The organism is Xanthomonas cassavae CFBP 4642 (assembly GCF_000454545.1).
Classification (GTDB): Bacteria; Pseudomonadota; Gammaproteobacteria; order Xanthomonadales; family Xanthomonadaceae; genus Xanthomonas; species Xanthomonas cassavae.
The window spans coordinates 1,418,245-1,441,141 of record NZ_CM002139.1 but is presented as its reverse complement, the minus strand read 5'-3'; the positions used below and the strand labels follow the sequence as shown (position 1 = coordinate 1,441,141).

The 22,897-nt window shown below is 67.7% G+C and carries 21 protein-coding genes, 1 other RNA gene and 1 pseudogene; 7 read left to right on the top strand and 16 right to left on the bottom strand.

Going from position 1 to position 22,897, the window contains the following annotated elements; all coding sequences use genetic code 11:
* Genes XCSCFBP4642_RS0106265 through mraZ form a run of 4 tightly spaced genes read right to left on the bottom strand, consistent with a single transcriptional unit; the run spans position 1 to position 3,692 of the window.
* A complete protein-coding gene (locus tag XCSCFBP4642_RS0106265) occupies positions 1 to 1,863 on the bottom strand; it encodes a peptidoglycan D,D-transpeptidase FtsI family protein (RefSeq protein ID WP_029219054.1) in 1,863 nt (620 codons plus the stop codon).
* A 55-nt stretch (positions 1,864 to 1,918) separates the two neighbouring features.
* Positions 1,919 to 2,182 carry a cell division protein FtsL gene (ftsL, locus tag XCSCFBP4642_RS0106260; RefSeq protein WP_005991913.1) on the bottom strand — a complete coding sequence of 88 codons (264 nt, stop codon included), beginning with the start codon at positions 2,180 to 2,182 and terminating at the stop codon, positions 1,919 to 1,921.
* Positions 2,179 to 3,222, bottom strand: coding sequence for a 16S rRNA (cytosine(1402)-N(4))-methyltransferase RsmH (gene rsmH, locus XCSCFBP4642_RS0106255; RefSeq protein ID WP_029219053.1), 1,044 nt, complete (start codon positions 3,220 to 3,222; stop codon positions 2,179 to 2,181). The genes ftsL and rsmH overlap by 4 nt, the downstream gene beginning before the upstream one ends.
* A gap of 14 nt (positions 3,223 to 3,236) precedes the next feature.
* Complete coding sequence (mraZ, locus tag XCSCFBP4642_RS0106250) at positions 3,237 to 3,692, bottom strand: division/cell wall cluster transcriptional repressor MraZ (RefSeq protein WP_005910933.1); 456 nt, start codon at positions 3,690 to 3,692, stop codon at positions 3,237 to 3,239.
* Positions 3,693 to 4,006: 314 nt separating this feature from the next.
* On the opposite strand from mraZ, the gene XCSCFBP4642_RS0106245 reads away from it, so the two are divergent.
* Genes XCSCFBP4642_RS0106245 through XCSCFBP4642_RS0106235 form a run of 3 tightly spaced genes read left to right on the top strand, consistent with a single transcriptional unit; the run spans position 4,007 to position 5,387 of the window.
* The gene (locus XCSCFBP4642_RS0106245; protein WP_029219052.1) at positions 4,007 to 4,795 is read left to right on the top strand and encodes an NRDE family protein; all 789 of its coding nucleotides are present in this window, start codon (positions 4,007 to 4,009) and stop codon (positions 4,793 to 4,795) included.
* Between the two features lie 26 nt (positions 4,796 to 4,821).
* Positions 4,822 to 5,073, top strand: coding sequence for a type II toxin-antitoxin system CcdA family antitoxin (locus XCSCFBP4642_RS0106240; RefSeq protein ID WP_029219051.1), 252 nt, complete (start codon positions 4,822 to 4,824; stop codon positions 5,071 to 5,073).
* The gene (locus tag XCSCFBP4642_RS0106235) at positions 5,070 to 5,387 is read left to right on the top strand and encodes a CcdB family protein (RefSeq protein WP_029219050.1); all 318 of its coding nucleotides are present in this window, start codon (positions 5,070 to 5,072) and stop codon (positions 5,385 to 5,387) included. Before XCSCFBP4642_RS0106240 ends, XCSCFBP4642_RS0106235 begins: the two co-directional genes overlap by 4 nt.
* A gap of 366 nt (positions 5,388 to 5,753) precedes the next feature.
* Here the strand turns inward: XCSCFBP4642_RS0106235 and rnpB are convergent.
* Positions 5,754 to 6,103, bottom strand: an RNA gene (rnpB, locus tag XCSCFBP4642_RS26025) — RNase P RNA component class A.
* Positions 6,104 to 6,249: 146 nt separating this feature from the next.
* A complete protein-coding gene (gene rsmI, locus XCSCFBP4642_RS0106230) occupies positions 6,250 to 7,071 on the bottom strand; it encodes a 16S rRNA (cytidine(1402)-2'-O)-methyltransferase (protein ID WP_029219049.1) in 822 nt (273 codons plus the stop codon).
* 83 nt (positions 7,072 to 7,154) lie between these two features.
* On the opposite strand from rsmI, the gene XCSCFBP4642_RS0106225 reads away from it, so the two are divergent.
* Genes XCSCFBP4642_RS0106225 through XCSCFBP4642_RS0106210 form a run of 4 tightly spaced genes read left to right on the top strand, consistent with a single transcriptional unit; the run spans position 7,155 to position 11,233 of the window.
* Positions 7,155 to 8,885 carry a penicillin-binding protein activator gene (locus XCSCFBP4642_RS0106225; protein WP_033898080.1) on the top strand — a complete coding sequence of 577 codons (1,731 nt, stop codon included), beginning with the start codon at positions 7,155 to 7,157 and terminating at the stop codon, positions 8,883 to 8,885.
* A gap of 5 nt (positions 8,886 to 8,890) precedes the next feature.
* The gene (locus tag XCSCFBP4642_RS0106220) at positions 8,891 to 9,259 is read left to right on the top strand and encodes a YraN family protein (protein WP_029219047.1); all 369 of its coding nucleotides are present in this window, start codon (positions 8,891 to 8,893) and stop codon (positions 9,257 to 9,259) included.
* A gap of 28 nt (positions 9,260 to 9,287) precedes the next feature.
* Positions 9,288 to 9,827 carry a metal-dependent hydrolase gene (locus tag XCSCFBP4642_RS0106215; RefSeq protein WP_029219046.1) on the top strand — a complete coding sequence of 180 codons (540 nt, stop codon included), beginning with the start codon at positions 9,288 to 9,290 and terminating at the stop codon, positions 9,825 to 9,827.
* On the top strand, positions 9,824 to 11,233 hold the full coding sequence (locus XCSCFBP4642_RS0106210) for an FAD-binding oxidoreductase (protein ID WP_029219045.1): 1,410 nt from the start codon (positions 9,824 to 9,826) through the stop codon (positions 11,231 to 11,233). Before XCSCFBP4642_RS0106215 ends, XCSCFBP4642_RS0106210 begins: the two co-directional genes overlap by 4 nt.
* Here XCSCFBP4642_RS0106210 and XCSCFBP4642_RS0106205 read toward each other — a convergent pair.
* From XCSCFBP4642_RS0106205 to ribH, 10 genes and pseudogenes are all read right to left on the bottom strand, one after another.
* Positions 11,223 to 11,939, bottom strand: a complete 717-nt coding sequence (locus tag XCSCFBP4642_RS0106205) for a response regulator (protein WP_029219044.1) — start codon at positions 11,937 to 11,939, stop codon at positions 11,223 to 11,225. The genes XCSCFBP4642_RS0106210 and XCSCFBP4642_RS0106205 overlap by 11 nt on opposite strands.
* Positions 11,929 to 14,589, bottom strand: a complete 2,661-nt coding sequence (locus tag XCSCFBP4642_RS0106200) for a sensor histidine kinase (protein ID WP_029219043.1) — start codon at positions 14,587 to 14,589, stop codon at positions 11,929 to 11,931. The genes XCSCFBP4642_RS0106205 and XCSCFBP4642_RS0106200 overlap by 11 nt, the downstream gene beginning before the upstream one ends.
* Before the next feature lie 266 nt (positions 14,590 to 14,855).
* A complete protein-coding gene (gene kdpC, locus XCSCFBP4642_RS0106190; protein WP_029219042.1) occupies positions 14,856 to 15,485 on the bottom strand; it encodes a potassium-transporting ATPase subunit KdpC in 630 nt (209 codons plus the stop codon).
* A gap of 30 nt (positions 15,486 to 15,515) precedes the next feature.
* Positions 15,516 to 17,564 carry a potassium-transporting ATPase subunit KdpB gene (gene kdpB / locus XCSCFBP4642_RS0106185; RefSeq protein WP_029219041.1) on the bottom strand — a complete coding sequence of 683 codons (2,049 nt, stop codon included), beginning with the start codon at positions 17,562 to 17,564 and terminating at the stop codon, positions 15,516 to 15,518.
* 9 nt (positions 17,565 to 17,573) lie between these two features.
* Positions 17,574 to 19,337, bottom strand: coding sequence for a potassium-transporting ATPase subunit KdpA (kdpA, locus tag XCSCFBP4642_RS0106180; protein WP_029219040.1), 1,764 nt, complete (start codon positions 19,335 to 19,337; stop codon positions 17,574 to 17,576).
* Positions 19,338 to 19,352: 15 nt separating this feature from the next.
* Positions 19,353 to 19,445, bottom strand: coding sequence for a potassium-transporting ATPase subunit F (locus XCSCFBP4642_RS0106175; protein ID WP_006452907.1), 93 nt, complete (start codon positions 19,443 to 19,445; stop codon positions 19,353 to 19,355).
* 376 nt (positions 19,446 to 19,821) lie between these two features.
* Positions 19,822 to 20,439, bottom strand: a pseudogene (locus XCSCFBP4642_RS0106170) (CocE/NonD family hydrolase C-terminal non-catalytic domain-containing protein); the annotation flags it as partial.
* 261 nt (positions 20,440 to 20,700) lie between these two features.
* Positions 20,701 to 21,675 carry a thiamine-phosphate kinase gene (thiL, locus tag XCSCFBP4642_RS0106165; RefSeq protein ID WP_029219037.1) on the bottom strand — a complete coding sequence of 325 codons (975 nt, stop codon included), beginning with the start codon at positions 21,673 to 21,675 and terminating at the stop codon, positions 20,701 to 20,703.
* A gap of 222 nt (positions 21,676 to 21,897) precedes the next feature.
* Positions 21,898 to 22,368: a transcription antitermination factor NusB gene (nusB, locus tag XCSCFBP4642_RS0106160; RefSeq protein ID WP_029219036.1), complete on the bottom strand. Its 471-nt coding sequence runs from the start codon at positions 22,366 to 22,368 to the stop codon at positions 21,898 to 21,900.
* Complete coding sequence (gene ribH, locus XCSCFBP4642_RS0106155) at positions 22,365 to 22,829, bottom strand: 6,7-dimethyl-8-ribityllumazine synthase (protein WP_029219035.1); 465 nt, start codon at positions 22,827 to 22,829, stop codon at positions 22,365 to 22,367. Before ribH ends, nusB begins: the two co-directional genes overlap by 4 nt.
* Positions 22,830 to 22,897 lie beyond the last annotated feature (68 nt).

Sequence of the window (22,897 nt, the reverse complement as noted above, 5' to 3'; positions counted from 1 at the left end):
TCACTGGCGGGTCTCCTGCAACGGTGCCGGCTGCGCGGGCGCGGCCGGCGGTGCGATCGCAGTCGGAATGCCCGCAGACACTTCGTCTACCGGATCGGGCACCAGCGCCGGATCCGGCTCGGCCGGCTGCGGCTTGACCACCGGCTGACCGGTCTTGCCGGCCGCCTGCGCAGCCAGCCACGACTGGATGTCGTCCGGCGGCACGTCCATCAGGCGCAGCGCGCCTTCCATCACCTTGTGGAACACCGGCGCCGATACCAGCCCGCCGTAGTACACCTTGCCCTGCGGATCGTTGATCACGATGACGGTGGCAAAGCGCGGGCGACTGGCCGGCACCAGGCCGGCAAACAGCGCGTTGTAGTGGCCGCGTTCGTAGCCGCCGGCGCCGTTCTTGCGCGCGGTGCCGGTCTTGCCGGCCACGTGATAGCCCAGGATCGCTGCGCCCTTGGCGCCGCCCTGGGTGACCACGGTTTCCATCATGTCGATGACTTCGCGCGCCACTTCCGGCGTGACCACCTGGCGCGACTCGTTATGTTGGCCACGCACGAAGGTCGGTGGTGTCAGCTTGCCGCCATTGCCCAACGTGGCATAGGCCTGCGCAATCTGCAGCGGCGTCACCGACAGGCCGTAGCCGTAGGACATGGTGGTCTTGGACGAGCCGCTCCACCGCTGCGGCTGCAGTACCACGCCGGACGATTCGCCCGGAAATCCGCTATGCGGCGCGCTGCCGTAACCAAAGTTGCGGATCGACTGGTAGAAGGTCTGGTCCGGCACCTTGGCCGCGATCTTGGCCGCGCCGATGTTGGAGCTGCGGGTGATCACCCCGGTGACGTTGAGGACACCGTTGTTGCGCGGCACATCGCGAATGGTGAAGCGCCCCACCGACATGTAGCCGGGGTTGGTGTCGATGACGGTGTCCTTGGTCACCACCCCGGCAGTCAGCGCGGTGGCCACGGTCAGCGGTTTCATCGTCGAACCCGGCTCCACCAGATCGGTGACCGCGCGGTTGCGGCGCGCCGACGGGTTGATGCCGGTCACCGAATTGGGGTTGTAGGTCGGCAGGTTGACCATCGCCAGCACTTCGCCGGTGGCCACGTCCATCACCACTATCGACCCGCCCGCGGCGTTGTTTTCGACCAGCGCGTTGCGCAGTTCCTTGTAGGCCAGGAACTGGATGCGGCGGTCAATGCTCAGGGTCAGGTCCTTGCCCGGCTGCGCCGGACGCACCAGGTCCACGCTCTCCACGATGGCGCCGCGCGCATCGCGCACCACCTTCTTGGAGCCCGGCTTGCCGCGCAACCATTCGTCGAAGGCCAGTTCCAGTCCTTCCTGGCCGCGGTCGTCGATGTTGGTGAAGCCCAGCACGTGGGCCATCGCCTCGCCCTGCGGATAGAAGCGGCGGAACTCGCGCTGCGAGAACACGCCGGGAATCTTCAGGTCCACGATCGCATGCGCCTTGTCCGGATTGATCCGGCGCTGCAGGTACATGAATTCCTTGCTGGCCTTCTGCGCCAGCCTGGCATTCAACTCGTCCAGCGGCTGGCCGAGCGCAGTGGCGAGCTCGGGGATGCGGTCCGGGTTGCGCAGCAGTTCCTGCGGATTGACCCAGATCGATTCCACCGGCGTGGACACCGCCAGCGGCTCGCCGTTGCGGTCGGTGATCATGCCGCGCGAGGTGGCGATGGGCAGCTCGCGCAGGTAACGCGCTTCGCCCTGGCGCTGGTAAAAATCGCGGTTGATCAGCTGCACGTACGCCGCCCGGCCGATCAGGGTGACCGAGCACAGGCCCAGCGCCACGCCGACCAGGGTCAGGCGGCCGCGCAGGTTGAAGTTGCTGCGGGGACGGTTGCGGCCGGCCTTCACCGCACATCTCCCGGCAGGCAGCTTGGCCGTGCAAAACGGCTGTCCTGCAGATGTGTCATGGGCGCACGACCACGATGTCGTTGGTCTCCGGGAACTTCATCCCGATGCGCGCGCGCGCGACCTGATCGACCCGGTTGCTTTCGGCCCAGGTGGCCTGCTCCAGCTGCAGCCGGCCGAACTCGATATTCAATTCATCGCGCGTGTGTTCGAGCTTGGACAACTGCACGAACAACTTGCGATGCATGTGGCGCATGTACACCACCCCGATCGCCGAGGCGATGCTGCAGGCCAGCAGCACGATGAGCAGCAGGCGGCTCATTGGGCGTCTCCTTGAGACGCCGGGATTCGGGATTCGGGATTCGGGATTCGCTCAGAGCGCTTTTCCAATCCCGAATCCCTACTCCCGAATCCCAGCTTTTCAGCCACCCGCAACACCGCGCTGCGGGCGCGCGGGTTGATGTTCAATTCGGCGTCGTCGGCCTTGATCGCGCCGCTGATCAGCTGCAGCGTCGGCACGAACGGCTGCGCTTCGGGCAGGCGACGGTTGCTCGGCGGGGCCTTGGCGTAGCGGGCCATGAATTGCTTGACGATGCGGTCTTCCAGCGAGTGGAAGCTGATCACTGCCAGTCGGCCGCCCGGCTTGAGCGCGTCCAGCGCAGCGTCCAGCCCGGCTTCCAGATCGGCCAACTCGCGGTTGATGTGGATGCGGATGGCCTGGAAGCTGCGCGTGGCCGGATGCGTCTTGCTGTCGCCGCGCGGCATCACCGATGCGATCAGATCGGCCAGCTGGGCGGTGCGCAGCAGCGGCTGTTCGGCGCGACGCGCCACGATGGCCCGCGCGATGCGCCGGCTCTGGCGTTCTTCGCCATAGGTCCACAGCACATCGGCGATCTCGCCATCGGTCGCCTGCGCCAGCCACTGCGCCGCGCTCTGGCCGCTGTCCGGATCCATGCGCATGTCCAGCGGGCCGTCCTTGCCGAAGCTGAAACCGCGCCCGGCCACATCCAGCTGCGGCGAAGACACGCCCAGGTCCAGCAGGATGCCGTCCACCGTTGCGGCCGCGACCACCTGGCCAAGCGTGGCGAAACTGCCGCGATGGATGGACACGCGCGCATCGCCACCGAACGTCTGTTCGGCCACCGCGATCGCTTCAGGATCCTTGTCCATCACCAACAGTCGACCTCCCGGTCCAAGGTGTTCCAGCACGCCACGTGCGTGTCCGCCACGCCCGAACGTGCCATCGAGATACGTTCCGTTGTCGGTCACCTGCAGGCCGTCCAACACCTGCGTGTACAGCACCGGCACATGTGCCGCCGGCGGCTGCGACACCGGGTGACCGGGCTGCGCTTCACCGCGCATCCGGGCACCCCGGCTCACAACCTGAGATCGAGCAATTCATCGCCCAGATCCCCGTCAGACAATGTCTGCTGGATCAGTGCGCGATGTGCCTGCTCGCTCCAGAGTTCGAACTTGTCGCCCATGCCCAGCAGCACGGCCTTTTTTTCGATGCCAACCGCATTGCGGTGGCTGGCCGGAATGCTCAGACGGCCATTGGCGTCCAGCTCCAGCACGGCGGATGAACCCACCAGCTTCTGTTGCAGCGTGCGGACCACGCGCTGGGTGTTGGGTTTGGACATCACATCGTCGCGCACCCGCTCCCACTCCTTTTCCGCATACAGCCACAAACAGCCGGCTTCGAACGGGTTGTAGGTGAGCACAAGGCGGTTACCGCTCACGCGCGCAACAAGGTCGCGGTATGCGGTAGGTACCGCCATGCGCCCTTTGTCGTCCACCGTGATGGCAGTCTCGCCCTGAAACACCGAATGCAACCTCGAATACCCGCTGGTGGATCATTGAACCACGAAAAACCACAAAACACCTGGTTTTCCCTCCGATGTCCACCTTAGCAGCGCGTCAAAGGTTGTCAACAACTTCGACGACCCCAAATCGCCAGCCACATCAATGAGTTGCAGCACTCTTTAGAGACTTGTTCAAAGCTTATCCACAAGTTGCTGTTTCGTCTCATATTTTGAGATTGAACGAAAATTCAGGGCCGTGAAGACCATGTAAACCCCACCCCGGTCTCACTTCACGCTGCGCCAGCTGCACATCGCAATTGCGCAAATCGGCGACAATCGAGGGTATGTGCCTGATCGCTCTTGCCTGGAGAACCCACCCGCGCTGGCGCCTACTGCTGGCCGGCAACCGCGACGAACTCCATGAGCGGCCGACCGCCCCACTGGCGCGCTGGGCGGCGCCTGCCGACAGCGTGCTGGCGGGACGCGACCTGCGCTCGGGCGGCAGCTGGGTCGGGCTGGGCAGCGACGGCCGCGTTGCCGTGGTGGCCAACGTGCGCGATCCGCTCGTCACCGCCTCGGGTCGCTCGCGTGGGCATCTGATTGCGGACTACCTGTCCGGCAGCCTGGACGCCGCCGGCTATGCCCACGACCTGGCAGGCGCCGGGCACGCGTTCCCGCCGTTCAATCTGCTGCTGTGCGACGCAGATCGCTGCGAGCACCTGAGCAACCACCCGCCGCTGGCACGCCAGCTGGAGCCGGGCATCCACGGCATGTCCAATGGCCCGCTGGACATGCCGTGGCCAAAGACGCGCGCATTGACCGGTGCCCTGCACGACTGGTGCGCCCACGGCAGCGACGACCTGCAACCGCTGTGGGACGCGCTGGGCAACCCCGCCACCGCGCCCGACCACACCCTCCCGAGCACCGGCGTGGACCTGTCCACCGAACGCCTGCTCTCGGCCGCCTTCATTGCCGGCCCCCGCTACGGCACCCGCGCCAGCACCATCGTGGCGGTGGACCAGCACGGCGGCGGTTTCATCCACGAGCGCCGCTTCGGCCCGGATGGCATCTTCCAGGGCGAAACACGGCTGGACATTCCCGAACACGTTGACAACCCACGATCATGCGCATAGCGTGCGCATGACCTAGGAGCCAACGCATGAACCGCTATTACGATGCTTCTGCACAGAAGAAGCCGCTGAACCTGACCATCAATGCCGACCTGGCCTCCCAGGCCCGCGCGATGACCGGCAACCTGTCGGCCAAGGTGGAGGAACTGCTGGCCGAGTACGTGACCAGGGAGCGCGACACCCACAGCGCCAGGGCGATGGAGTTGCAGCGCGCCGCGAGCGAATGGAAGACCTTCACCGACGCGCACGGCTCCTTTGCCGACGAGTTCTCCACGTTATGACCGACCAGTTCGATGTCTATGCCAACGTCGGACGCAACAAGAACATTCCTTATGTGGTGGTCGTGCAGTCGAAGATCTTCGATGCCTCACCGCGCCGCGTCGTCGTGCCATTGGTCAGCACATCCGCGCACTCCCCAACGCCATCCCGCTTCACCCCCGAATTCGTGGTTGCCGGCCACCGCGTCGTCCTGCAACCGCTGGAAATGACCTCGGTCCCGCTCGCGGTACTCACCCAGCCGGCTGGCTCACTGAAGGACGAAGGACAGCGCATCGTCGATGCCCTGGACGAGCTGTTCACTCGCTCGTTTGGTTAGGCAGCACGCTGGCAACTGCAGCGTGAGCGAGACGCCCATGACGCAGATCGCGGCAGGTTGCGCACACTAAAGCATCCGCTGATCAGGATCGCAGCGCGTGACGCCCGATTTGCCGCCAGGACGGCCAGAGCTAAAAGCTCGCCCCCATCCGCCCTTCGGGCACCTTCCCCCGCAAGCGGTGGAAGGGAGTTGATCGCGTAGCGAGAGCCCCTCGACCAACCAACTACCTGCAAGCCCCCCCTTGAGTCAAGGGGGCGCGGCGACAGCCGCGGGGGTTGTGGCATGCCCGGAGCGGGACCCGCGTTTTGTGCCGCCTGCGGCGGTACAAAGCGTGGGCGCCTTCTGAGGGCGAACGCCCAAAGAAGGCGGCGGAGCCGGCCGATAAGCCGGGTTCTGTCGTGGACAGTCATTCGTCTAGGCGCTACGTCACCGCAGCGCTCAAGCAACCTACCCGGATCCAGCGCGGGCCACGCCAATGGATCCCTATCTGGTCTTGCTCCAGGTGGGGTTTGCCGTGCCGGTCCGTTACCGGACTCGCGGTGCGCTCTTACCGCACCATTTCACCCTTACCGGCTCCCCGAAAGGAACGTAGGCGGTATCTTTCTGTTGCACTGTCCGTCGGCTTGCGCCGCCCAGGCGTTACCTGGCACCTTGCCCTATGGAGCCCGGACTTTCCTCGGCACTCTTGCGAGTGACGCGACTGTCTGGCCGACTCCGCCAGGGCGCATTCTACGCTATCGCCGCCATGCAGCACGGCGCAGCGCATCCAGCCTGCGATTGCGCGGTAGGAGCGCACCCGGGCGCGAAGAGGCCTTGCCGAGAAATCACGGCCACAGCCGAACGCGCTCCGGCGATGTCAGACCTAGCCGCCATACAACGCCTTGCGCGGCGCACCGGTCAGCTCGGCGGCCAGCTTGGCGGCGGTGGACGGCGGGAGGTGCTCGGCGAGCTTGGCGTAGACGCGGCGACCTTCGGCCAGCTGGCCGTCGGCGGCGTCCGCGGCGCCCTGCACCATCACCACGAACTCGCCCTTGCGCTGGTTGTCGTCGGCTTCGACCTGGGCCTGCAGCTGCGCCAGGCTGCCGTCGAGCACGGTTTCGAACAGTTTGGTGAGTTCGCGGGCGATCACCGCCGGGCGGTCGTCGCCGAATGCCAGGCGCAGGTCGGCCAGCGACTCGACGATGCGGTGCGCCGATTCGTAGAACACCAGGGTGCGGGTTTCGCCGGCCAGTCGCGCCAGGCGCTCGCGGCGGGCAGCACTCTTGGCCGGCAGGAAGCCTTCGAAGCCGAAGCGGTCGCTGGGCAGGCCGGCCACGCTGAGCGCGGCAATCGCCGCACAGGCGCCGGGTACGGGGCTGACCTTGATGCCGGCCGCGCGGGCGGCACGCACCAGCTTGAAGCCGGGGTCGCTGACCAGCGGGGTGCCGGCGTCGCTGACGATGGCCAGCGACTCGCCATCGCGCAGGCGCGCCACAATGCGTTCGGACATGGCCTCTTCGTTATGGTCGTGCAGGGCCAGCAGCGGGCGATCGATGCCGAAATGGCTGAGCAACTGGCGGGTGTGGCGGGTGTCTTCGGCGCAGATCGCGGCCACGCCACGCAACACCTCCTGCGCGCGCGGCGACAGGTCGGCCAGGTTGCCGATCGGCGTGGCGATCACGTGCAGGGTTCCAGGGGACGTCATCGACGGTATTCCGTAGGGCAAAGGGTAGAATCGTAGCGGTTTTCAACGGACCGCCCTGGCGGCCCCTGTCCAATGGATCTGAAATGAACAAGCGTGTTGCAAGGATCTCCGCCCTGTCGCTACTGATCATGCTGGCCGCCGGTTGCGCCACCAGCAGCGTCACCCAGACCGCCTCGCCGACGCAGAGCGCGGCGCTGGCGCTGCTGGACCAGGGCAAGCCGCGCGAGGCGGCGCAGCAGCTCGAAGCCGAGGCCGCCAGTGCCAGCGGTGCGCAGCGCAGCCGCCTGCTGGCCGCCGCCGCGTTCGGCTGGCATGACGCTGGCGACGACGCGCGGGCGCGCACGCTGCTGGCACAGGTCAATGCACGCCACCTCAGCGGCGAAGACCGCGCCCGCTTCGGGCTGCTGACCGGCGAACTGGCGGTGATCGACAAGCAGGGCGCGCAAGCGCTGCAGGCCCTGGGCGACAGCCCGCAGGGACTGCCGCAGCCGCTGCAGACGCGCTGGCTGCTGGCCCACGCCGCCGCACTGGAAGCCACCGGCGACTTGTTCGGCGCCGCCGCCGATCGTGCACGCGCCGATGCGAGCCTGACCGGCACGCCCCGCAGCGACAACCAGCGCGCCATCGTGCGCCTGCTGGCGGCACTGGACGATGCAACGCTCAACGGTCGTACCGCGGCACTGCCGGCCGGCGACCCGCTGTACAACTTCGCCGGGCGCGCGCTGATCAGCCGGGGCCTGGCATTGCCGCGTGCGTTCGAGCGCGATGCGCAATGGGGCTTCGACACCAGCAAGCGCCCGCCGGCCGAGCGCGATGGGTATCGCCCGCCGGTCAAGCTGGGCGTGCTGTTGCCGCTCACCGGCAACCTGGCCACCGCCTCTGCCCCGGTGCGAGATGGCTTGCTGGCCGGCTATTACGCCGAAACCCGCCGCCGCCCGGAGGTGCAGTTCTTCGACACCGCCGGCACCGCCGCCGGTGCCAACGCCGCCTACGACAAGGCAGTGAACGCTGGTGTCGATTACGTGGTCGGCCCATTGGGTCGCGACGAGGTCAGCGCGTTGTTCGCGCGCGGTCAGCTTGCGGTGCCGGTGCTGGCGCTCAACCGCCCCACCGACAACAAGGCACCGCCGACCGGCAGCGCGGGCTTCTCGCTGGCACCGGAAGACGACGGCATCATGGCTGCCGAATACCTGCTCGCGCGCGAACGCCGCAACGTGCTGATCGTCGGCACCGGCGACGACAACGGCAAGCGCACCATCAAGGCCTTCCGTGACCGCTTTACCGAGCGCGGTGGCACGGTGGCCGGCAGCATCAGCGTGGCCGATGCACCGGGCGACATCGGGGCGCAGCTGCGCAATTACGGCACCGCCGATGCGGTGTTCCTGGCAGTGCGCGGCAACACCGCGCGCGCGCTGGCGCCGCAGCTGGCGCTGGCCGGGTTTGCCGGCAAGTCGCGCGTGGGCACCTCGCAGTTGGTATCCGGCACCGGCAAGGTCGAGGACGATCTGGCACTGGACGGCATCATCTACCCCAGCGAAACCTGGACCGCGCTCGGCGTCTCCGGCCTGCCGGCGGCCAGCCAGGTCGCCAGCACGCTGCCGAGCGCACGCGGACCCGGCGCGCGCCTGTTCGCGTTCGGCTACGACGCCTGGAAGATCAGCGCCTACCTGGAAAAGCTCGCCACCGGCACCGATGGCGGCCTGCGTGGCGCCACCGGCACGCTGCACCTGGACGGCTTCGGCAACGTGCTGCGCACCCCGGCCTGGTCCACCTTCAACGGTGGCCGCCCGATGCCGATCGCCGACGGCCGCTGAGGCCCATGCCGGCAGCGCGCCAGCAACGCGGGGCGGCGGTGGAAGCCGCGGCCTGCGCACTGCTGGAGCAGGCCGGCCTGCGGTTGGTGGTGGGCAATGCCACCTACCGCGGCGGCGAACTGGATCTGGTGATGCGCGACGGCCAGATGCTGGTGTTCGTGGAAGTGCGCTACCGCCGCGATGCCCGCTTCGGCGGCGGCGCGGCGTCGGTGGATCTGCGCAAGCGCCGCAAGCTGGTAGTGGCCGCGCAATTGTTCCTCGGCGCGCACCCGGCGTTGGCATTGCTACCGTGCCGCTTCGATGTGGTGGACGCCAGCGGCGAACCGCCGCACCTGCACTGGATCCGCGACGCGTTCCGCGCCGACGATTGCTGATTCTTCCAGAAGCTCGCACCGACGTCCGATGCCGACCATCATGACCCACGCTGCGGTCCCGCTTGCGCTTTGTTACGCCAGCGAACGCGAACGCATTTCGCCGCGCCTGCTCGGTGCAGGCATCGTGGCGGCGATGCTGCCCGATGCAGATGTATTGGCATTTGCGCTGCACGTCCCGTATGCCGACGCGTTTGGCCACCGCGGGGCCAGCCATTCGTTGTTGTTCGCCAGCGTCGTCGCACTGCTCGGCGCGGCGGTCCATCGCAGCCTGCGCGCGGATGTCGTGCAGGCCGCGGCGTGGCTGTTTGTCTGCACTGCGTCGCACCCGGTGCTGGATGCAATGACCTCTGGCGGGCTTGGCGTGGCGCTGGCGTGGCCGTGGAGCGAAACGCGCTGGTTCGCGCCGTGGCGGCCGATTCGCGTCTCGCCGTTCGCCAATGGATTCTTCAATGCGCGCGGCCTGAACACACTGCTCTCCGAGCTGCGTTGGGTCTGGCTGCCGCTTACCGTCGCAGCGCTGGGATTCAGATGCATCCAGCGCGCCGCACCACAGGATCACCCGCAATGACCGAACGACTTCCCGCCGCACTGTCCGACCTGTTGGCAGCGCGCCTCGGTGCCGATGGCTGGTTGACCGGCAACGACGCGCTGCGCCGCTATGGCGAGGACGATTCACGTCGCTGGGCATTGCCCGCCGCCGTGGCGCTGCCGCGCGATGCCGACGACGTGGTGGCGATCGTGCAGGCCTGTCGCGCGCATGGCGTGCCGATCGTGGCGCGCGGCGCCGGCACCGGCACCACCGGCGCGGCGGTGCCGTTTTCAGGCGGCGTAGTGGTATCGATGGCGCGCATGAATCGCATCGTGGCCTTGCGCCCGGAAGACCGCTGCGCGGTGGTGCAGCCTGGCGTGCTCAATGGCGATCTGCAGCAGGCCTTGCAGCCGCATGGCCTGTTCTGGCCGCCGGATCCGTCCAGTGCGGAGATCTGCAGTGTCGGCGGTAATCTGTCCACCAACGCCGGCGGCCCGCGCGCGGTGAAGTACGGCGCCACCCGCGACAACGTGCTCGGCCTTGTCGCCGTCACCGGCACCGGCGAAGTCATCCGCTGCGGCGGTGCGTACACCAAGAATTCCACCGGCTACGACCTCACCCATCTGCTGGTCGGCAGCGAGGGCACCCTGGCGATCATCGTCGAAGCGACCTTGAAGCTGACCCCGCGCGCGGTGGCGCAAGCCGGGCTGCGCGCCTTGTACCGCGATGCGGCCAGCGCGGCGGCAGCGGTGTCGCGGGTGATGGCGCAACCGACCACGCCGACGATGCTGGAATTCATGGATGCCAGCGCCATTGCATTGCTGCGTCGCAATGGCAGCGATGTGCCCGAGGCCGGTGCGATGCTGTTGATCGAAGCCGATGGCGATCACGACACCCTGCCCTATGCGTTGCAGGCACTGCACGATGCAGCCGATGGCGAGGGCGTGCTGAGCCTGGACGTCGCCGCCGATGGCAGTGCGCGCGACAAGCTGTGGGCTGCGCGCCGCGCGTTATCACCGGCACTGCGCACCATAAAGCCAGGCAAGATCAACGAGGACGTGGTGGTACCGGTCTCGCGCATTCCTGCGCTGGTGGCCGGGGTGGAAGCACTGGCGGCGGAATTCGCGCTGCCGATCGTCGCCTTCGGCCATGCCGGCAACGGCAACCTGCACGTCAACATCATGTACGACCCGGACGATGCCGAAGAAACTTCACGTGCGCATGCCGCGCTGCCACGCGTGTTTACGCTGGTGCTGGCGCTGGAGGGAACGCTCTCCGGCGAACACGGAATCGGCGTGGCCAAGCGCGATTTCATGACCCAGGCGTTCAGCGCACCGACGTTGGCGGCGATGCGCGCGATCAAGGCCGCGCTGGATCCGGATGGGATCTTGAATCCGGGCAAGGTGTTGCCGCCCGCTGAGTGGCGCGCCCGGATCAGCGCGTGACGCCGATAAAGCGCACGCCCACCCCCGGCTCGGTGACGATGTAATGCGGGTCGGCAGCATCGTCGTGCAGTTTCTGGCGCAGTTTGCCGACCAGGATGCGCAGGTAATGGGTGTCTTCCTCGTGGGTGGGGCCCCACACTTCGCGCAGCAATTGCGGCTGGGTGACCACGCGGCCGGCGTGCTTGAGCAGCAGCGCGAGCAGGGCGTATTCCTTGCGGCTGAGCGGTACCGCTTCGCCATCCAGGGTGACCTCGCGCAGGCCCAGGTGGATATGCAGGCGGCCATCGTCGAACACGCTTTCTTCCACCGTGCTGCCGGCGCCGGCCTGGCGCAGCAATGCGCGGATGCGTGCCATCAGTTCCTGCACGCCGAACGGTTTGGTGACGTAGTCGTTGGCGCCGGCGTCGAGTGCGGCGACCTTTTCGGCTTCGCCCGCGCGCACGGTGAGCATGATCACCGGCACGCTGGACCATTGGCGGATCTCGCGCAGCACCTCGTGGCCGTCGCGATCGGGCAGGCCGATGTCCAGCACCACCAGCTCGGCGCCCTGCCCGGCCAGCGTGGCCAGGCCCTCCTCGGCGGTGCCGGCCTGCAGCACGCGGTAGCCCTGCGCACGCAGGCTGATGTCGAGAAAACGGCGGATCTGCGGCTCGTCGTCGACGATCAGCACGCGGGCGGGCGGGATGGCAGCGGGGTCAGTCGGCATCGGGGCGAGGTGGCGCGGCGGGAACGAGCAACGGCAGCGTAATGCGGATCGTGGTGCCGTGACCATCGGCACCGGCCAGCGCCTCCACGCTGCCGCCATGCGCGCCGATCATGCCCTGGCAGATGGTCAGGCCCAGCCCGGTACCGTGACGGCCGCGGTCGCCACGCTCCACGCTGTAGAACATGTCGAAGATGCGCGCGCGCTCGTCTTCGGGAATGCCGGGGCCCTGGTCGCCGATGTCGATCTGCAGCGCGCCACTGCGCAGTTGCGCCTGCACCGTGACCGCCATGCCGGGCGGCGAAAATTTCGCCGCATTCTCCAGCACGTTGAAGATGGCCTGTTCCACCAGCGCCGGATGCACCCAGATCGCCGGCAGGTCGGGGGCCAGGTCCAGTTGCAGCCGCACCGCCGGCTGGTAGCGCTGCAGGCGGCGGGTGGCCGAGCCGATCAACTCGTCCACGCCGATCCAGTCGCGATTCAAGGTCAGCCCGGTGTGGCCGAGCCGGGTCATGTCGAGCAAATTCTGGATGTAGCGGTCCAGCCGCTCGCCTTCGAGCTGGATGGTGTCGAGCAGGCTGTGGCGGTCCTGCGCGTCCATCGCATCGCCGTAGCTGGCCAGGCTGCTGGCCGAACCGATCATCGAGACCAGCGGCGAGCGCAGGTCGTGCGAGACCGACGACAGCAGCGCCGAGCGCAGCCGCTCGGTTTCGCCGGTCACCCGCGCGCCCTCCAGGTCGGCGACCAGGCGCGTGCGCAGCGCGGCCTGGCTAATGTCTTCGACCATCGCTTCGGCCAGGCGGCGGTGTTCCAGGCCGGGCCGTTGCACGGTCTGTCGAAGGCGCAGCGCGGCCACGCCCAGGGTGCCGCGCTCGTGTCGCACCGGCAGGCACCACCACTGCGCGCCGGCCAGGGTATCGGTAAAGCGTCCGGCCGGCTGCCCGTGGCGCTGGGTCCACTCCGCCGCGCTGCGGTCGAGCGCGCCGAAGCCGGACGGCGCCTCGCTTTCGCACTGCTCCAGGCGCAGCCAGACGTCGGCTTCCAGCGCGGTGGTCAGCGCACGCCGGCCGGCCTCCAGCACCTGCCCCAGATCGGCGGCGGTGCTGAGCTGGCGGCCCAGCGCCTGCAGCGCGTTGGCATGCGCATTGGCCGCGCGCAGCGCCAGCACCTGGCTGCGCAGGCGCGAGGCCAGCCGCCCGGCCACCAGTGCGGCAATCAGGAACAGGCACACCGTCACCACGCCCTGGCGGGCGCTGATGTGCAGGGTGAAACGCGGTTCGATGAAGAAGAAGTTGTAGGCGACAAAACTCAGCAGCGCGGCGATCACCGCGGCAGCCATGCGCGTGCGCGAGGCCACCAGGACCACCGCGACGATGAACACCATCGACAGATCGTCGATATCGGTCCAGCGTTGTAGCAACCACGCCACCGCCACCGCACCGGCGGCCGCGATCGCCGCGAACGCCAGGTCGTACCGCTGCAGCCACTGGCGCGGGTTGCGCCAGCGCTGACGTGCGCGTGCACGCGCATCGGCGGAACTGACGATGACCAGTTCGTAATGCGCGCCTCGCTGCAGCAACTGCTGGGTCAGGGTGCGATTGAACATGCGTGCCAGCGGGCGTTCGCGCGTGCGCCCCAGCAGCAGCGTGGACACGCCGTTCTGGGAGGCGAAATCCAGCAGGGCTTCGGCCACGTTGGCGCCGTGCAGCAGCGCGGTATCGCCGCCGAGGCGGCGCGTGAGCGCGAAGGCACGATCGATCTCCAGCTGCCAGTCGGCATCGGCCACGGTACGCGTCTGCACCGTCACCACCGTCCACGGCGCATCGCGGCGCTCGGACAGGCGCCGCGCCACCCGCACCAGATACTCCGAACTGCCACGCCCATCGATGGCCACCACCACGCGGCGGCGCAACGCGGCGGTGCCGGGCAGCCCGCGCGCGGCCTGGGTGTCGCGCAGATCGCTGTCGACGCGGTCGGCGGCAGTCTGCATCGCCAGTTCGCGCAGGGCAGTGAGGTTGGAGGGCGAAAAAAATGCCTGCAGCGCTTGCGTGGCCTGTTCGGGCAGATACACCTTGCCCTGCTGCAGCCGTTCGATCAGTTCGCGCGGCGGCAGGTCCACCAGCACGATGTCGCGCAGGCGGTCGAACACCGCATCGGGCACGGTTTCGGACACGCGCACACCGGTGATGCGCAGCACGATGTCGTTGAGGCTTTCCAGGTGCTGGATGTTGACCGTGGTGTAGACATCGATGCCGGCATCGAGCAATTCCACGATGTCCTGCCAGCGTCGCTCATGCCGGCTGCCGGGCACGTTGCGGTGCGCCAGTTCGTCGATCAGTGCCAACCGCGGTTTGCGCGCCAGCAGTGCATCCAGATCGAACTCTTCCAATACCCGCCCCTGGTAGTGCACGCGCACGCGCGGCAGCAGTGGCAGGCCATCCAACAGTGCCGCGGTTTCGCTGCGTCCGTGGGTTTCCACCACCCCGGCCACCACGTCCATGCCCTGCCGCAAACGCTCGCGCGCCCGCGACAGCATGGCGTAGGTCTTGCCCACGCCGGGAGCCGCGCCCAGGAAGACCGTCAGCCGCCCGCCATGTTCGCGTTGCAGTTCGCCGATCAGCGCGTCGGCGTGTTGGGTGCGCGCATCATTCATTCGGGAATCGGGAATCGGGAATCGGGAATCGGGAATCAAAGAGCCTACCGCGGCCCGGCAGTCCTAGGGATGGTCTGATCAACGCAGCCGGAAACGAAACACGCCACATCCGCCGCGCTGAGGGCGCTCAACCCCCCCGGTTTTTTGCCGTTTTCGGCNTTGCGCTTGCTGTTGTACTCCGCGTCGCCGAAGGTCAGTTGCATCGTCATCGTCCTGGTGCCTCTGTGCGATTGTCGCAGGATCAGGGGGAGTTGTTCAGAGTTTCCCTAGTGCTGTTGCTTTACCCCATTCCCAATTCTCGATTCTCGATTCCCAGCCTGGTCAAGCGCCAGATTCAGCGCCAGCACATTCACCCGTGGCTGCCCAAGCAGGCCGAACTGCGGTTGTTCGGTGGCCGCCTGCAGGAGTGCGGCGACGCGTTGCTCCGGCCAGCCGCGGGCGGCGGCGATGCGGCGGACCTGCACCTGTGCGCCGGCCGGGCTCAGGTGTGGGTCCAGGCCGCTGCCGGACTGGGTCAGCAACTCGCCGGGAACCGCGTCCGGGGCGATGCCCTCGCGCGCAGCGACGGCGGCACGGGTGGCGGCGATGCGCGCCTGCAGGTCCGGATTGGAACGCGCCTGGTTGCTGCCGACGGCCGCGGTGAGGTCGTAGTTGGCCGCGGACGGGCGCGGCTGGAAGTAACGTGCATCGGTGACGGGCTGCGCCACCAGCGCCGAGCCGACCACCCTGGCCTCCGCGCGCAGCAGCGAGCCCTGCGCCTGCGCCGGAAACAGCGCGCCGGTGATGCCGGTGGCGACCAGCGAATAGGCCAGGCCCAGGCCGAGCAGCGTGAACGCAGCCAGGCCAATAGAGGCACGCAGCACGCCATCGTCGCGCAATGGCAGGGAGGTGGACATGGCAGTGCTCTTGGAAGAAGTGGTCATGACTCAGGTACCCAGGGTGGCGGCCAGCGCCAGGTCGATCAGCTTGATGGCCGCGAACGGCAGCAGCACACCGCCCAGGCCGTAGATCAGCATGTTCCGGCGCAGCAGCGCGGTGGCGCTGGAAGGACGGAAGCGCACGCCGCGCAGCGCCAGCGGAATCAAGGCCGGAATGATCAAGGCGTTGAAGATCAGCGCCGCCAGCACCGCATGCCGCGGGCTCGAGAGCTGCATCACGTTGAGCGCGGTCATCGACGGAATCGCCGCCGCAAACAGCGCCGGCAGGATCGCGAAATACTTGGACACATCGTTGGCCAGCGAGAAGGTGGTCAAGGCGCCACGCGTGATCAGCTGCTGCTTGCCCACTTCGACCACCGCCAGCAGCTTGGCCGGATCCGAATCCAGATCGACCATGTTGCCGGCCTCCTTGGCCGCCTGCGTGCCGGAGTTCATCGCCAGGCCGACGTCGGCCTGCGCAAGCGCCGGTGCGTCATTGGTGCCGTCGCCAACCATCGCCACCAGCCGCCCGCTGGCCTGCTCGGCACGGATGCGTGCCAGCTTGTCTTCGGGGCGCGCCTGCGCAATGTAGTCGTCCACGCCCGCTTCGGCGGCAATGGCGGCAGCGGTGAGCGGGTTGTCGCCGGTGATCATCACCGTCTTGATGCCCATCGCCCGCAGCTGCGCGAACTTTTCCTTGATGCCCTGCTTGACCACGTCGCTCAGCTCGACCACGCCCAGCACATGCCGGCCTTCGGCCACCACCAGCGGCGTGGCGCCGCCGCGCGCGACTTCCTCGATGCGGCCCTGCAATTCCGGCGACACCGTCGCACCCTGCGCCTGCACATAGGCCACGATCGCATCGCCGGCACCCTTGCGGATGCTGCGGCCGGCCAGATCCACGCCGGACATGCGCGTCTGCGCGGTGAAGGCGATGAAATGCGCGCCCTCCGGCTCGACAGCCACCGCACCTTGCTGGCGCGCCAGCTTGACGATGGACTTGCCTTCCGGGGTCGGGTCCGCCAGCGATGCCAGCATGGCCGCGTCACGCAGCTGTGCGCGGTCGATGCCAGCCAGCGGATGGAACGCGGTGGCCTGGCGATCGCCGTAGGTGATGGTGCCGGTCTTGTCGAGCAACAGCACGTCCACGTCGCCGGCCACTTCCACTGCCTTGCCGGATTTGGCCAACACATTGGCCGACAGCGCGCGGTTCATGCCGGCAATACCGATCGCCGGCAACAGCCCGCCGATGGTGGTGGGGATCAGGCACACCAGCAACGCGATCAGCAGCAGCGGATCGAGCGTGACGCCGACGAAGCCCGCAATCGCCGGCAGCGAGGCCACCACGATCAGGAAGGTCAGCGTCATCGCCGCCAGCAGCAGGGTCAGCGCGATTTCGTTCGGCGTCTTCTGCCGGTTGGCGCCTTCCACCAGCGCGATCATGCGGTCCAGGAAGCTGTGGCCGGGCTCTGCCGTCACCTTGAACACGATCTCGTCGGACAGCACCCGCGTGCCGCCGATCACGCCACTGCGATCGGTGCCGGCCTCGCGCAGCACCGGGGCCGATTCGCCGGTGACCGCCGCTTCGTTGATGGTGGCAAGACCGCGCACGATTTCGCCGTCGGCGGGGACGAATTCGCCCTCGGACACCATCACGTAATCGCCCGGGCGCAACTCGGCCGCCGGAACCCGCGTTGCGCGGCCGCCCATCGCGGTTTCCACCCGCCGCGCCACCAGGTCCTTGCGTGCACGGCGCAGCGAGGCGGCCTGGCCGCGGCCGCGCGCTTCGGCGATGGCCTCGGCGAAATTGCCGAACAGCACCGTCACGAACAGGATGGCGGTCACCGCCCAGCCGAAGCCGGCATGGTCCTGCACGCTGGCGGTGATCACCGCCGCCAGCACGGTACCGCCCATCACCACCGCCATTACCGGGCTGCGCAGCAGATGCCGTGGCGACAACTTGACGAAGGCCGCACGCATCGCCGCGACCAGCACCGCAGCATCGAACAATGCTGCGTCACTGCGCTCGCGTTTTTCAGTTGTATCGATCGTCGACATTGCTCACTCTCAGGACGCCGCCAGGGCGAGGTGTTCAGCGATGGGGCCCAGCACCAGTGCCGGCATGAACTGCAGCACGGTCAGCACCAGCACGATCGCCATCAGGGTCAGCGCAAAGGTGGGCGTTTCAACTTGCAGGCTGCCGGCCGATTCGGGCGCGCGCCGCTTCACCGCCATGCGCGCGGCCACCATCAACGGCAGGATCAATGCCGGGTAGCGGCCCAGGGCCAGCACCACCGCGCAACTCAGGTTCCACCAGTACGTGGCATCGCCCAGCCCCTCGAAGCCCGAGCCGTTGTTGGCGAACGCCGAGGTGTACTCGTAGAACACCTGGCTGATGCCGTGAAAGCCGGGATTGGAATTGGCAGTCAACGCCGGCACCGCCAGCGCCACTGCGGTAAAGCCCAACACCACAAGTGGCTGCAGCAGGATCAGCAATGCCAGCAACTGCACTTCGCGCGCTTCGATCTTGCGGCCGAACAGCTCCGGCGTGCGCCCGGTCATCAGGCCGGCCAGGAACACGCTCAGCAGCAGATACACCACGAACTGCTGCAGACCGCAGCCGATGCCGCCCCAGATCGCGTTGATCAGCATGTCCACCAGCGTGACCAGGCCGCTCAGCGGTGCCAGCGAATCGTGCATCGCATTGACCGAGCCGTTGGAGGTCTGCGTGGTCAAGGCCGCCCACAAGGCGGAGGCGTCGGCGCCGATGCGCACTTCCTTGCCTTCCATCAGGGCCGGCGAAGCGGCACTACCCGAATGCGCCTCGGACCACAGCAACAACGCGGTACTCGCCGCCGACATCGTCAACATGGTGCCGAACACCAGCGCCGTGAGCCGTTTGCGTCCGGTCAGGGAGCCGACCATGAACACCACGCTCATCGGCAGCAGCACCAGTGCCAGGGTCTCCAGGAAATTGCTCAGCGGTGTGGGGTTTTCCAGCGCCACCGTGCTGTTGGGGCCATACCAGCCGCCACCGTTGGTGCCGAGCTGTTTGACCGCCACCATCGACGCCACCGGGCCTACCGGAATGGTCTGCTCAGGCATACCGGCGCCGCTGTCCAGCGGCACGGCAGTGGCCGCGCCCCGCAGCGTGGACGGCACGCCCTGCCAACCCAGCAGCACGGTCCACAGCAGGCACAGGGGCAGCAACACGCGCACGCTGGCGCGGATGACATCGGCCCAGTAGTTGCCGACATCGGCTTCGGGGAGTGCCTCCGCGTCCTGCCCGGTCATCCCTGGCCGGGCGCCTGTCGTTGCGTCCGACGCAGGCAAGGCATCGGACGTGCGTGCGATGGCTCGCCCCCCGAACAACGCACGCAGCGTTGCCACCGCCAATGCCAGGCCCATCATCGGCGTCACCACCTGCAGACCGACGACGCCGGTCATCTGCGACAGGTACGACAACTGCGACTGGCCCGAGTAGTGCTGCTGGTTGGTGTTGGTGAGGAACGACACCATCGTGTGCAGCGCGGTATCCCAACGCAGGTTGGCAATGCCATCGGGATTGAGCGGCAACCACGCCTGGGTCATGAACACTCCCCAGGTCAGCAGGCCGACCACCAGGTTGCTGATCAGGAGCGCCATGGCATAACCGCGCCAGGACATGCCCTGCTGCGGGCGCGTGTCAAGCAGCGCGTACAGGGGCCGTTCGATCAGCCCGAACACGCCATCGCCCCGCATCGGGGCACCGCGCATCACCGCGGCCAGGTACCGGCCCGCGGGCCACGCCAGCACGATGGCCAGCGCGTAAACAAGAAAGGTGTCAGTCATTGCAGCGCACTCGCATCAGAAGTCTTCGGGCCGCAGCACCACGTACAGCAGGTACGCGGCGGCAACGAGTACGGCCACGCCGCACAGCAGGGACAACCAGGCAGGCATGTCGGTCACTCCCCGAAAGACGCGCAACCGCGCGACATCGTGAGACCGCCCGCATCTTCAGGCAGTTGGGGCATGACACCAGGGCAAAGCGCCGCCGCACCGCGCGCGCGCCGCCGATGCAGCAGACAGGTCAAGGGATGCATGGGAATCGTCCACGGCGGAACCGCTCCGCCAACCCGTGCAGTGTCTTCCCGGGCTGCGTAAAGTCGCTATGGACCTGCGTTGGCCACCGCGTAAATTCCGCATAAATCGCCGGCTGCGCGGGACCTGACCTGCTCGCCGTCGCAAGGACGCACTTGCAGCATGTCCCACGATGGTGGGCGGACAGGCGTCCTACGGCAACGGCGCAAGGCCGCAACTTTAGGCCTCCGAAGCGTCAGCGCAGCGGCACGTTCAACACCGATGGGGTTGCGACCGGCGAGGAGAACGTTACTGTGCCGCCGCCGTCGCTGGCATCGGTGTAGCGCGCGTCGCGGGTATCGATGACCAGCACCAGTCGCTGTCCGGCCGGGATCTTGGCGGCAGCGGCCTGCAACGTCCAGTCCAGCGTCACCGCACGGCCGGGGCTGGCAGCGCGCAGCGAATACGGTGCATGCGTGATCAACTGCGCCACGCCCAACGCGTCCATGCGGTACAGATACGCAAACAGACTTACGTTCGACTGACTGGGCATCACGGTCACGCGCAGCGACGGGCTACCGGCCAGGCGCCGTGCAGCGCTCGATGGCGAGCCGACCCACACTGCGGCACCGGCGCGGTTGACCAGCGGAATCGAGGTGGTCACCGGCAAGCCGATGCCCTGCAGCAGGCCGCTGACCAGCACCACGCCGGAGTCGGCCAGAGTGGGCACATCGGTGGCGATGCGCGATTGCCATCCGCTGGCGCTGCCGCCGATCAGGCCACCGGTGGGGCTGAGCAGACCCGTTGGCGCGGAGAGAGCCAGCCGCGTGCTGCCCTGCTGTACCGCCGCCCATCGGGAATCGGGAATCGGGAGGCGGGATTCAGGACTCGCGCCTAACTCCGCCGACATGTACTCATCGCGCAGGACTGGCGGACTTACGCGAGCACGCTGCCTTCTCCCGCTTGCGGGAGAAGGTGCCCGAAGGGCGGATGAGGGCCGCCGGCAACATTCGTCGTTTCCAGATGCAACATCAACCCGAGGTCAAGCAAGACACTAGCGCCCAACTGACGCGCGCCCAGCGATCCGCTTCGCTGCGCCGTCTCAGCACCCCCTGCACACGCTCCAACCCACGCATCAGCCAACGAAATGCTGATACCCGCGCTGCGGTGGATGCCAGGGATTGCCGTCGGCGTCATGCACCACCACGCCCGGTGCGGCCACGATGCGGCCGATGCGCGTTGCGGCCACGCCGGCAAACGCCATTGCCTGCTCCACTGCATCGCGATGCGGCGGGGCGGCGGTGAAGCACAGCTCGTAATCGTCGCCACCGCCGAGCTGCCATCCCAGGCAGGTGAGCGCATCGATGTCGGCATCGCGCGGCAGCGGCGGCAGCGCCGTTGACAGGATCTGCGCGCCCACACCGCTGCGCTCGCACAGATGGCCCAGATCGGCCAGCAGACCGTCCGAGACATCCACGCAGGCATGCGCAAGCCCGCGCAGACGCAAGCCGGCCTGCACACGTGGCTGCGGGCGCAGCAGACGGCCGCGCCAGGTTTCATGCACGGCATCCGCCGCTACCTGCGTGACATCCAGCCGGCCGGCCTGCCACAGTGACAATGCCGCTGCGGCTTCGCCTGGTGACCCGGTGACCCACACGTCATCGCCCACGCGCGCGCCATCGCGACGCAACGCCGCGCCCGGCGGCACGCTGCCGATCGCGGTCACCGCGCACGACAACGGCCCACGCGTGGTGTCGCCACCGACCAGGGCGATGTCGTGCGCATCGGCCAGCGCAAAGAAGCCATCGGCAAACCCGTCCACCCAGGCCAGATCGTCGCTGGGCAGCGACAGCGACAAGGTGCACCAGCGCGGCTGCGCGCCCATGGCCGCCAGATCAGACAAGTTCACCGCCAAGGTCTTCCAGCCGACATCGGCAGCCAGCGTCTGACGCGGGAAATGCACCCCGGCATTGAGCGTATCGGCGGTGATCGCCAACTGCTCGCCGGCCGGCGGCTGCAACAGTGCCGCATCGTCGCCAATACCCAACGGCACATCGGCACGCGCCGCAATACGGGCGCGCAGACGGGCGATCAGATCGAATTCGGGCATGTGAAGGGCCGGGAGTGGGGATTTGGCATTCGGGATTGGTAACAGCAGGCGGTGCGAGGTGCGACACGACAGCTGGCCAGCCGTCCTATCGAAGGATGCGACAGCGCAGACGTGGTGGATCAACTCAAGGCTGCGTCACTCAAGCGAAGGCGCTCGCACCTTGCATCAGCGGGACCGGCGCTCGCTGCCAATCCCGAATCACGAATGCCGAATCTCGGCGCCTCAGGCGCCCGACTCCACCTTGCGCCACTCCACCGCGGCGCGATCCAGCACGCCATTGACATAGGTGTGGCCATGTTCGGAGCCGAAGCGCTTGGCGGTTTCGATCGCTTCGTTGATGACCACGCGATACGGCACGTCCTGCCGGTACAACAGCTCGTAGGCGGCCAGGCGCAGCACCGCGCGCTCGATCGCATCGACTTCTTCCACGCCGCGGTCCAGATACGGCGTCAGCGCGGTATCCAGTTCGGCACGGTTGGCGATCACGCCATCGACCAGGCTCTCGAAATACGCCAGATCGGCCACTTCGTGCGCCTGCTCATGCGCGAACTGGGCAATCACCTGCTTGGCGAAGCCGCCGGAGATCTGCCAGGCATACACCGCCTGCAGGGCGCGGCGGCGCGCGCGCGAACGCAGCACCGGGTCGATGCCGTCGCGACGGCCGTGGCGTGCATGTCCACCGGACTTGCTCATGGCAACAACTCCATCAAATTCACCAGTTCCAGCGCGGCAAGCGCGCATTCCTCACCCTTGTTGCCATGGCTCCCGCCGGCACGCGCCTCGGCATCTTCCACGCGCTCGACCGCCAGCACGCCGTTGAGCACCGGCACACCGGTCTGCAGCTGCACGCTCATCAGGCCTTCGGCGCACAGGTCGGCCACGTGTTCGTAATGGCGGGTATCGCCACGAATCACGCAGCCCAGCGCGATGATCGCGCCATGCTGGCCGGCCTGCGCCACGCGGTTGGCGGCGATCGGGATTTCCCAGGCGCCAGGCACGCGAATCACGTCGATGGCGTCCTCGCCAATGCCGTTGCCGGCCAGGCTCTGGCGTGCGCCGGCAACCAGCACGTCGGTGATGCGGGCATTCCAGCGGCTGGCGATGATCGCAAAGCGCGCGGTGGTGGGGCGAAGATCGCCTTCGTAGTGGGTCATGCGGGTCGGCAACTCGAGGGGGCGGGAAGTTTAACAGCTGCCGGGGTCAGCCCCGGCGGGCACCGGCA

Excerpts from the sequence above, each read along its gene's own strand:
- XCSCFBP4642_RS0106220 (WP_029219047.1), top strand. The coding sequence starts at position 8,891 with ATGCCGGCAGCGCGCCAGCAACGCGGGGCGGCGGTGGAAGCCGCGGCC.
- XCSCFBP4642_RS0106240 (WP_029219051.1), top strand. The coding sequence starts at position 4,822 with ATGAACCGCTATTACGATGCTTCTGCACAGAAGAAGCCGCTGAACCTG.
- rsmI (WP_029219049.1), bottom strand. The coding sequence starts at position 7,071 with ATGACGTCCCCTGGAACCCTGCACGTGATCGCCACGCCGATCGGCAAC.
- XCSCFBP4642_RS0106235 (WP_029219050.1), top strand. The coding sequence starts at position 5,070 with ATGACCGACCAGTTCGATGTCTATGCCAACGTCGGACGCAACAAGAAC.
- ribH (WP_029219035.1), bottom strand. The coding sequence starts at position 22,829 with ATGACCCACTACGAAGGCGATCTTCGCCCCACCACCGCGCGCTTTGCG.
- thiL (WP_029219037.1), bottom strand. The coding sequence starts at position 21,675 with ATGCCCGAATTCGATCTGATCGCCCGTCTGCGCGCCCGTATTGCGGCG.
- kdpA (WP_029219040.1), bottom strand. The coding sequence starts at position 19,337 with ATGACTGACACCTTTCTTGTTTACGCGCTGGCCATCGTGCTGGCGTGG.
- ftsL (WP_005991913.1), bottom strand. The coding sequence starts at position 2,182 with ATGAGCCGCCTGCTGCTCATCGTGCTGCTGGCCTGCAGCATCGCCTCG.
- kdpB (WP_029219041.1), bottom strand. The coding sequence starts at position 17,564 with ATGTCGACGATCGATACAACTGAAAAACGCGAGCGCAGTGACGCAGCA.
- XCSCFBP4642_RS0106205 (WP_029219044.1), bottom strand. The coding sequence starts at position 11,939 with ATGCCGACTGACCCCGCTGCCATCCCGCCCGCCCGCGTGCTGATCGTC.
- XCSCFBP4642_RS0106175 (WP_006452907.1), bottom strand. The coding sequence starts at position 19,445 with ATGCCTGCCTGGTTGTCCCTGCTGTGCGGCGTGGCCGTACTCGTTGCC.
- XCSCFBP4642_RS0106225 (WP_033898080.1), top strand. The coding sequence starts at position 7,155 with ATGAACAAGCGTGTTGCAAGGATCTCCGCCCTGTCGCTACTGATCATG.
- XCSCFBP4642_RS0106245 (WP_029219052.1), top strand. The coding sequence starts at position 4,007 with ATGTGCCTGATCGCTCTTGCCTGGAGAACCCACCCGCGCTGGCGCCTA.
- rsmH (WP_029219053.1), bottom strand. The coding sequence starts at position 3,222 with ATGCGCGGTGAAGCGCAGCCCGGTCACCCGGTGTCGCAGCCGCCGGCG.
- XCSCFBP4642_RS0106210 (WP_029219045.1), top strand. The coding sequence starts at position 9,824 with ATGACCGAACGACTTCCCGCCGCACTGTCCGACCTGTTGGCAGCGCGC.
- kdpC (WP_029219042.1), bottom strand. The coding sequence starts at position 15,485 with ATGTCCACCTCCCTGCCATTGCGCGACGATGGCGTGCTGCGTGCCTCT.
- XCSCFBP4642_RS0106200 (WP_029219043.1), bottom strand. The coding sequence starts at position 14,589 with ATGAATGATGCGCGCACCCAACACGCCGACGCGCTGATCGGCGAACTG.
- nusB (WP_029219036.1), bottom strand. The coding sequence starts at position 22,368 with ATGAGCAAGTCCGGTGGACATGCACGCCACGGCCGTCGCGACGGCATC.
- XCSCFBP4642_RS0106215 (WP_029219046.1), top strand. The coding sequence starts at position 9,288 with ATGCCGACCATCATGACCCACGCTGCGGTCCCGCTTGCGCTTTGTTAC.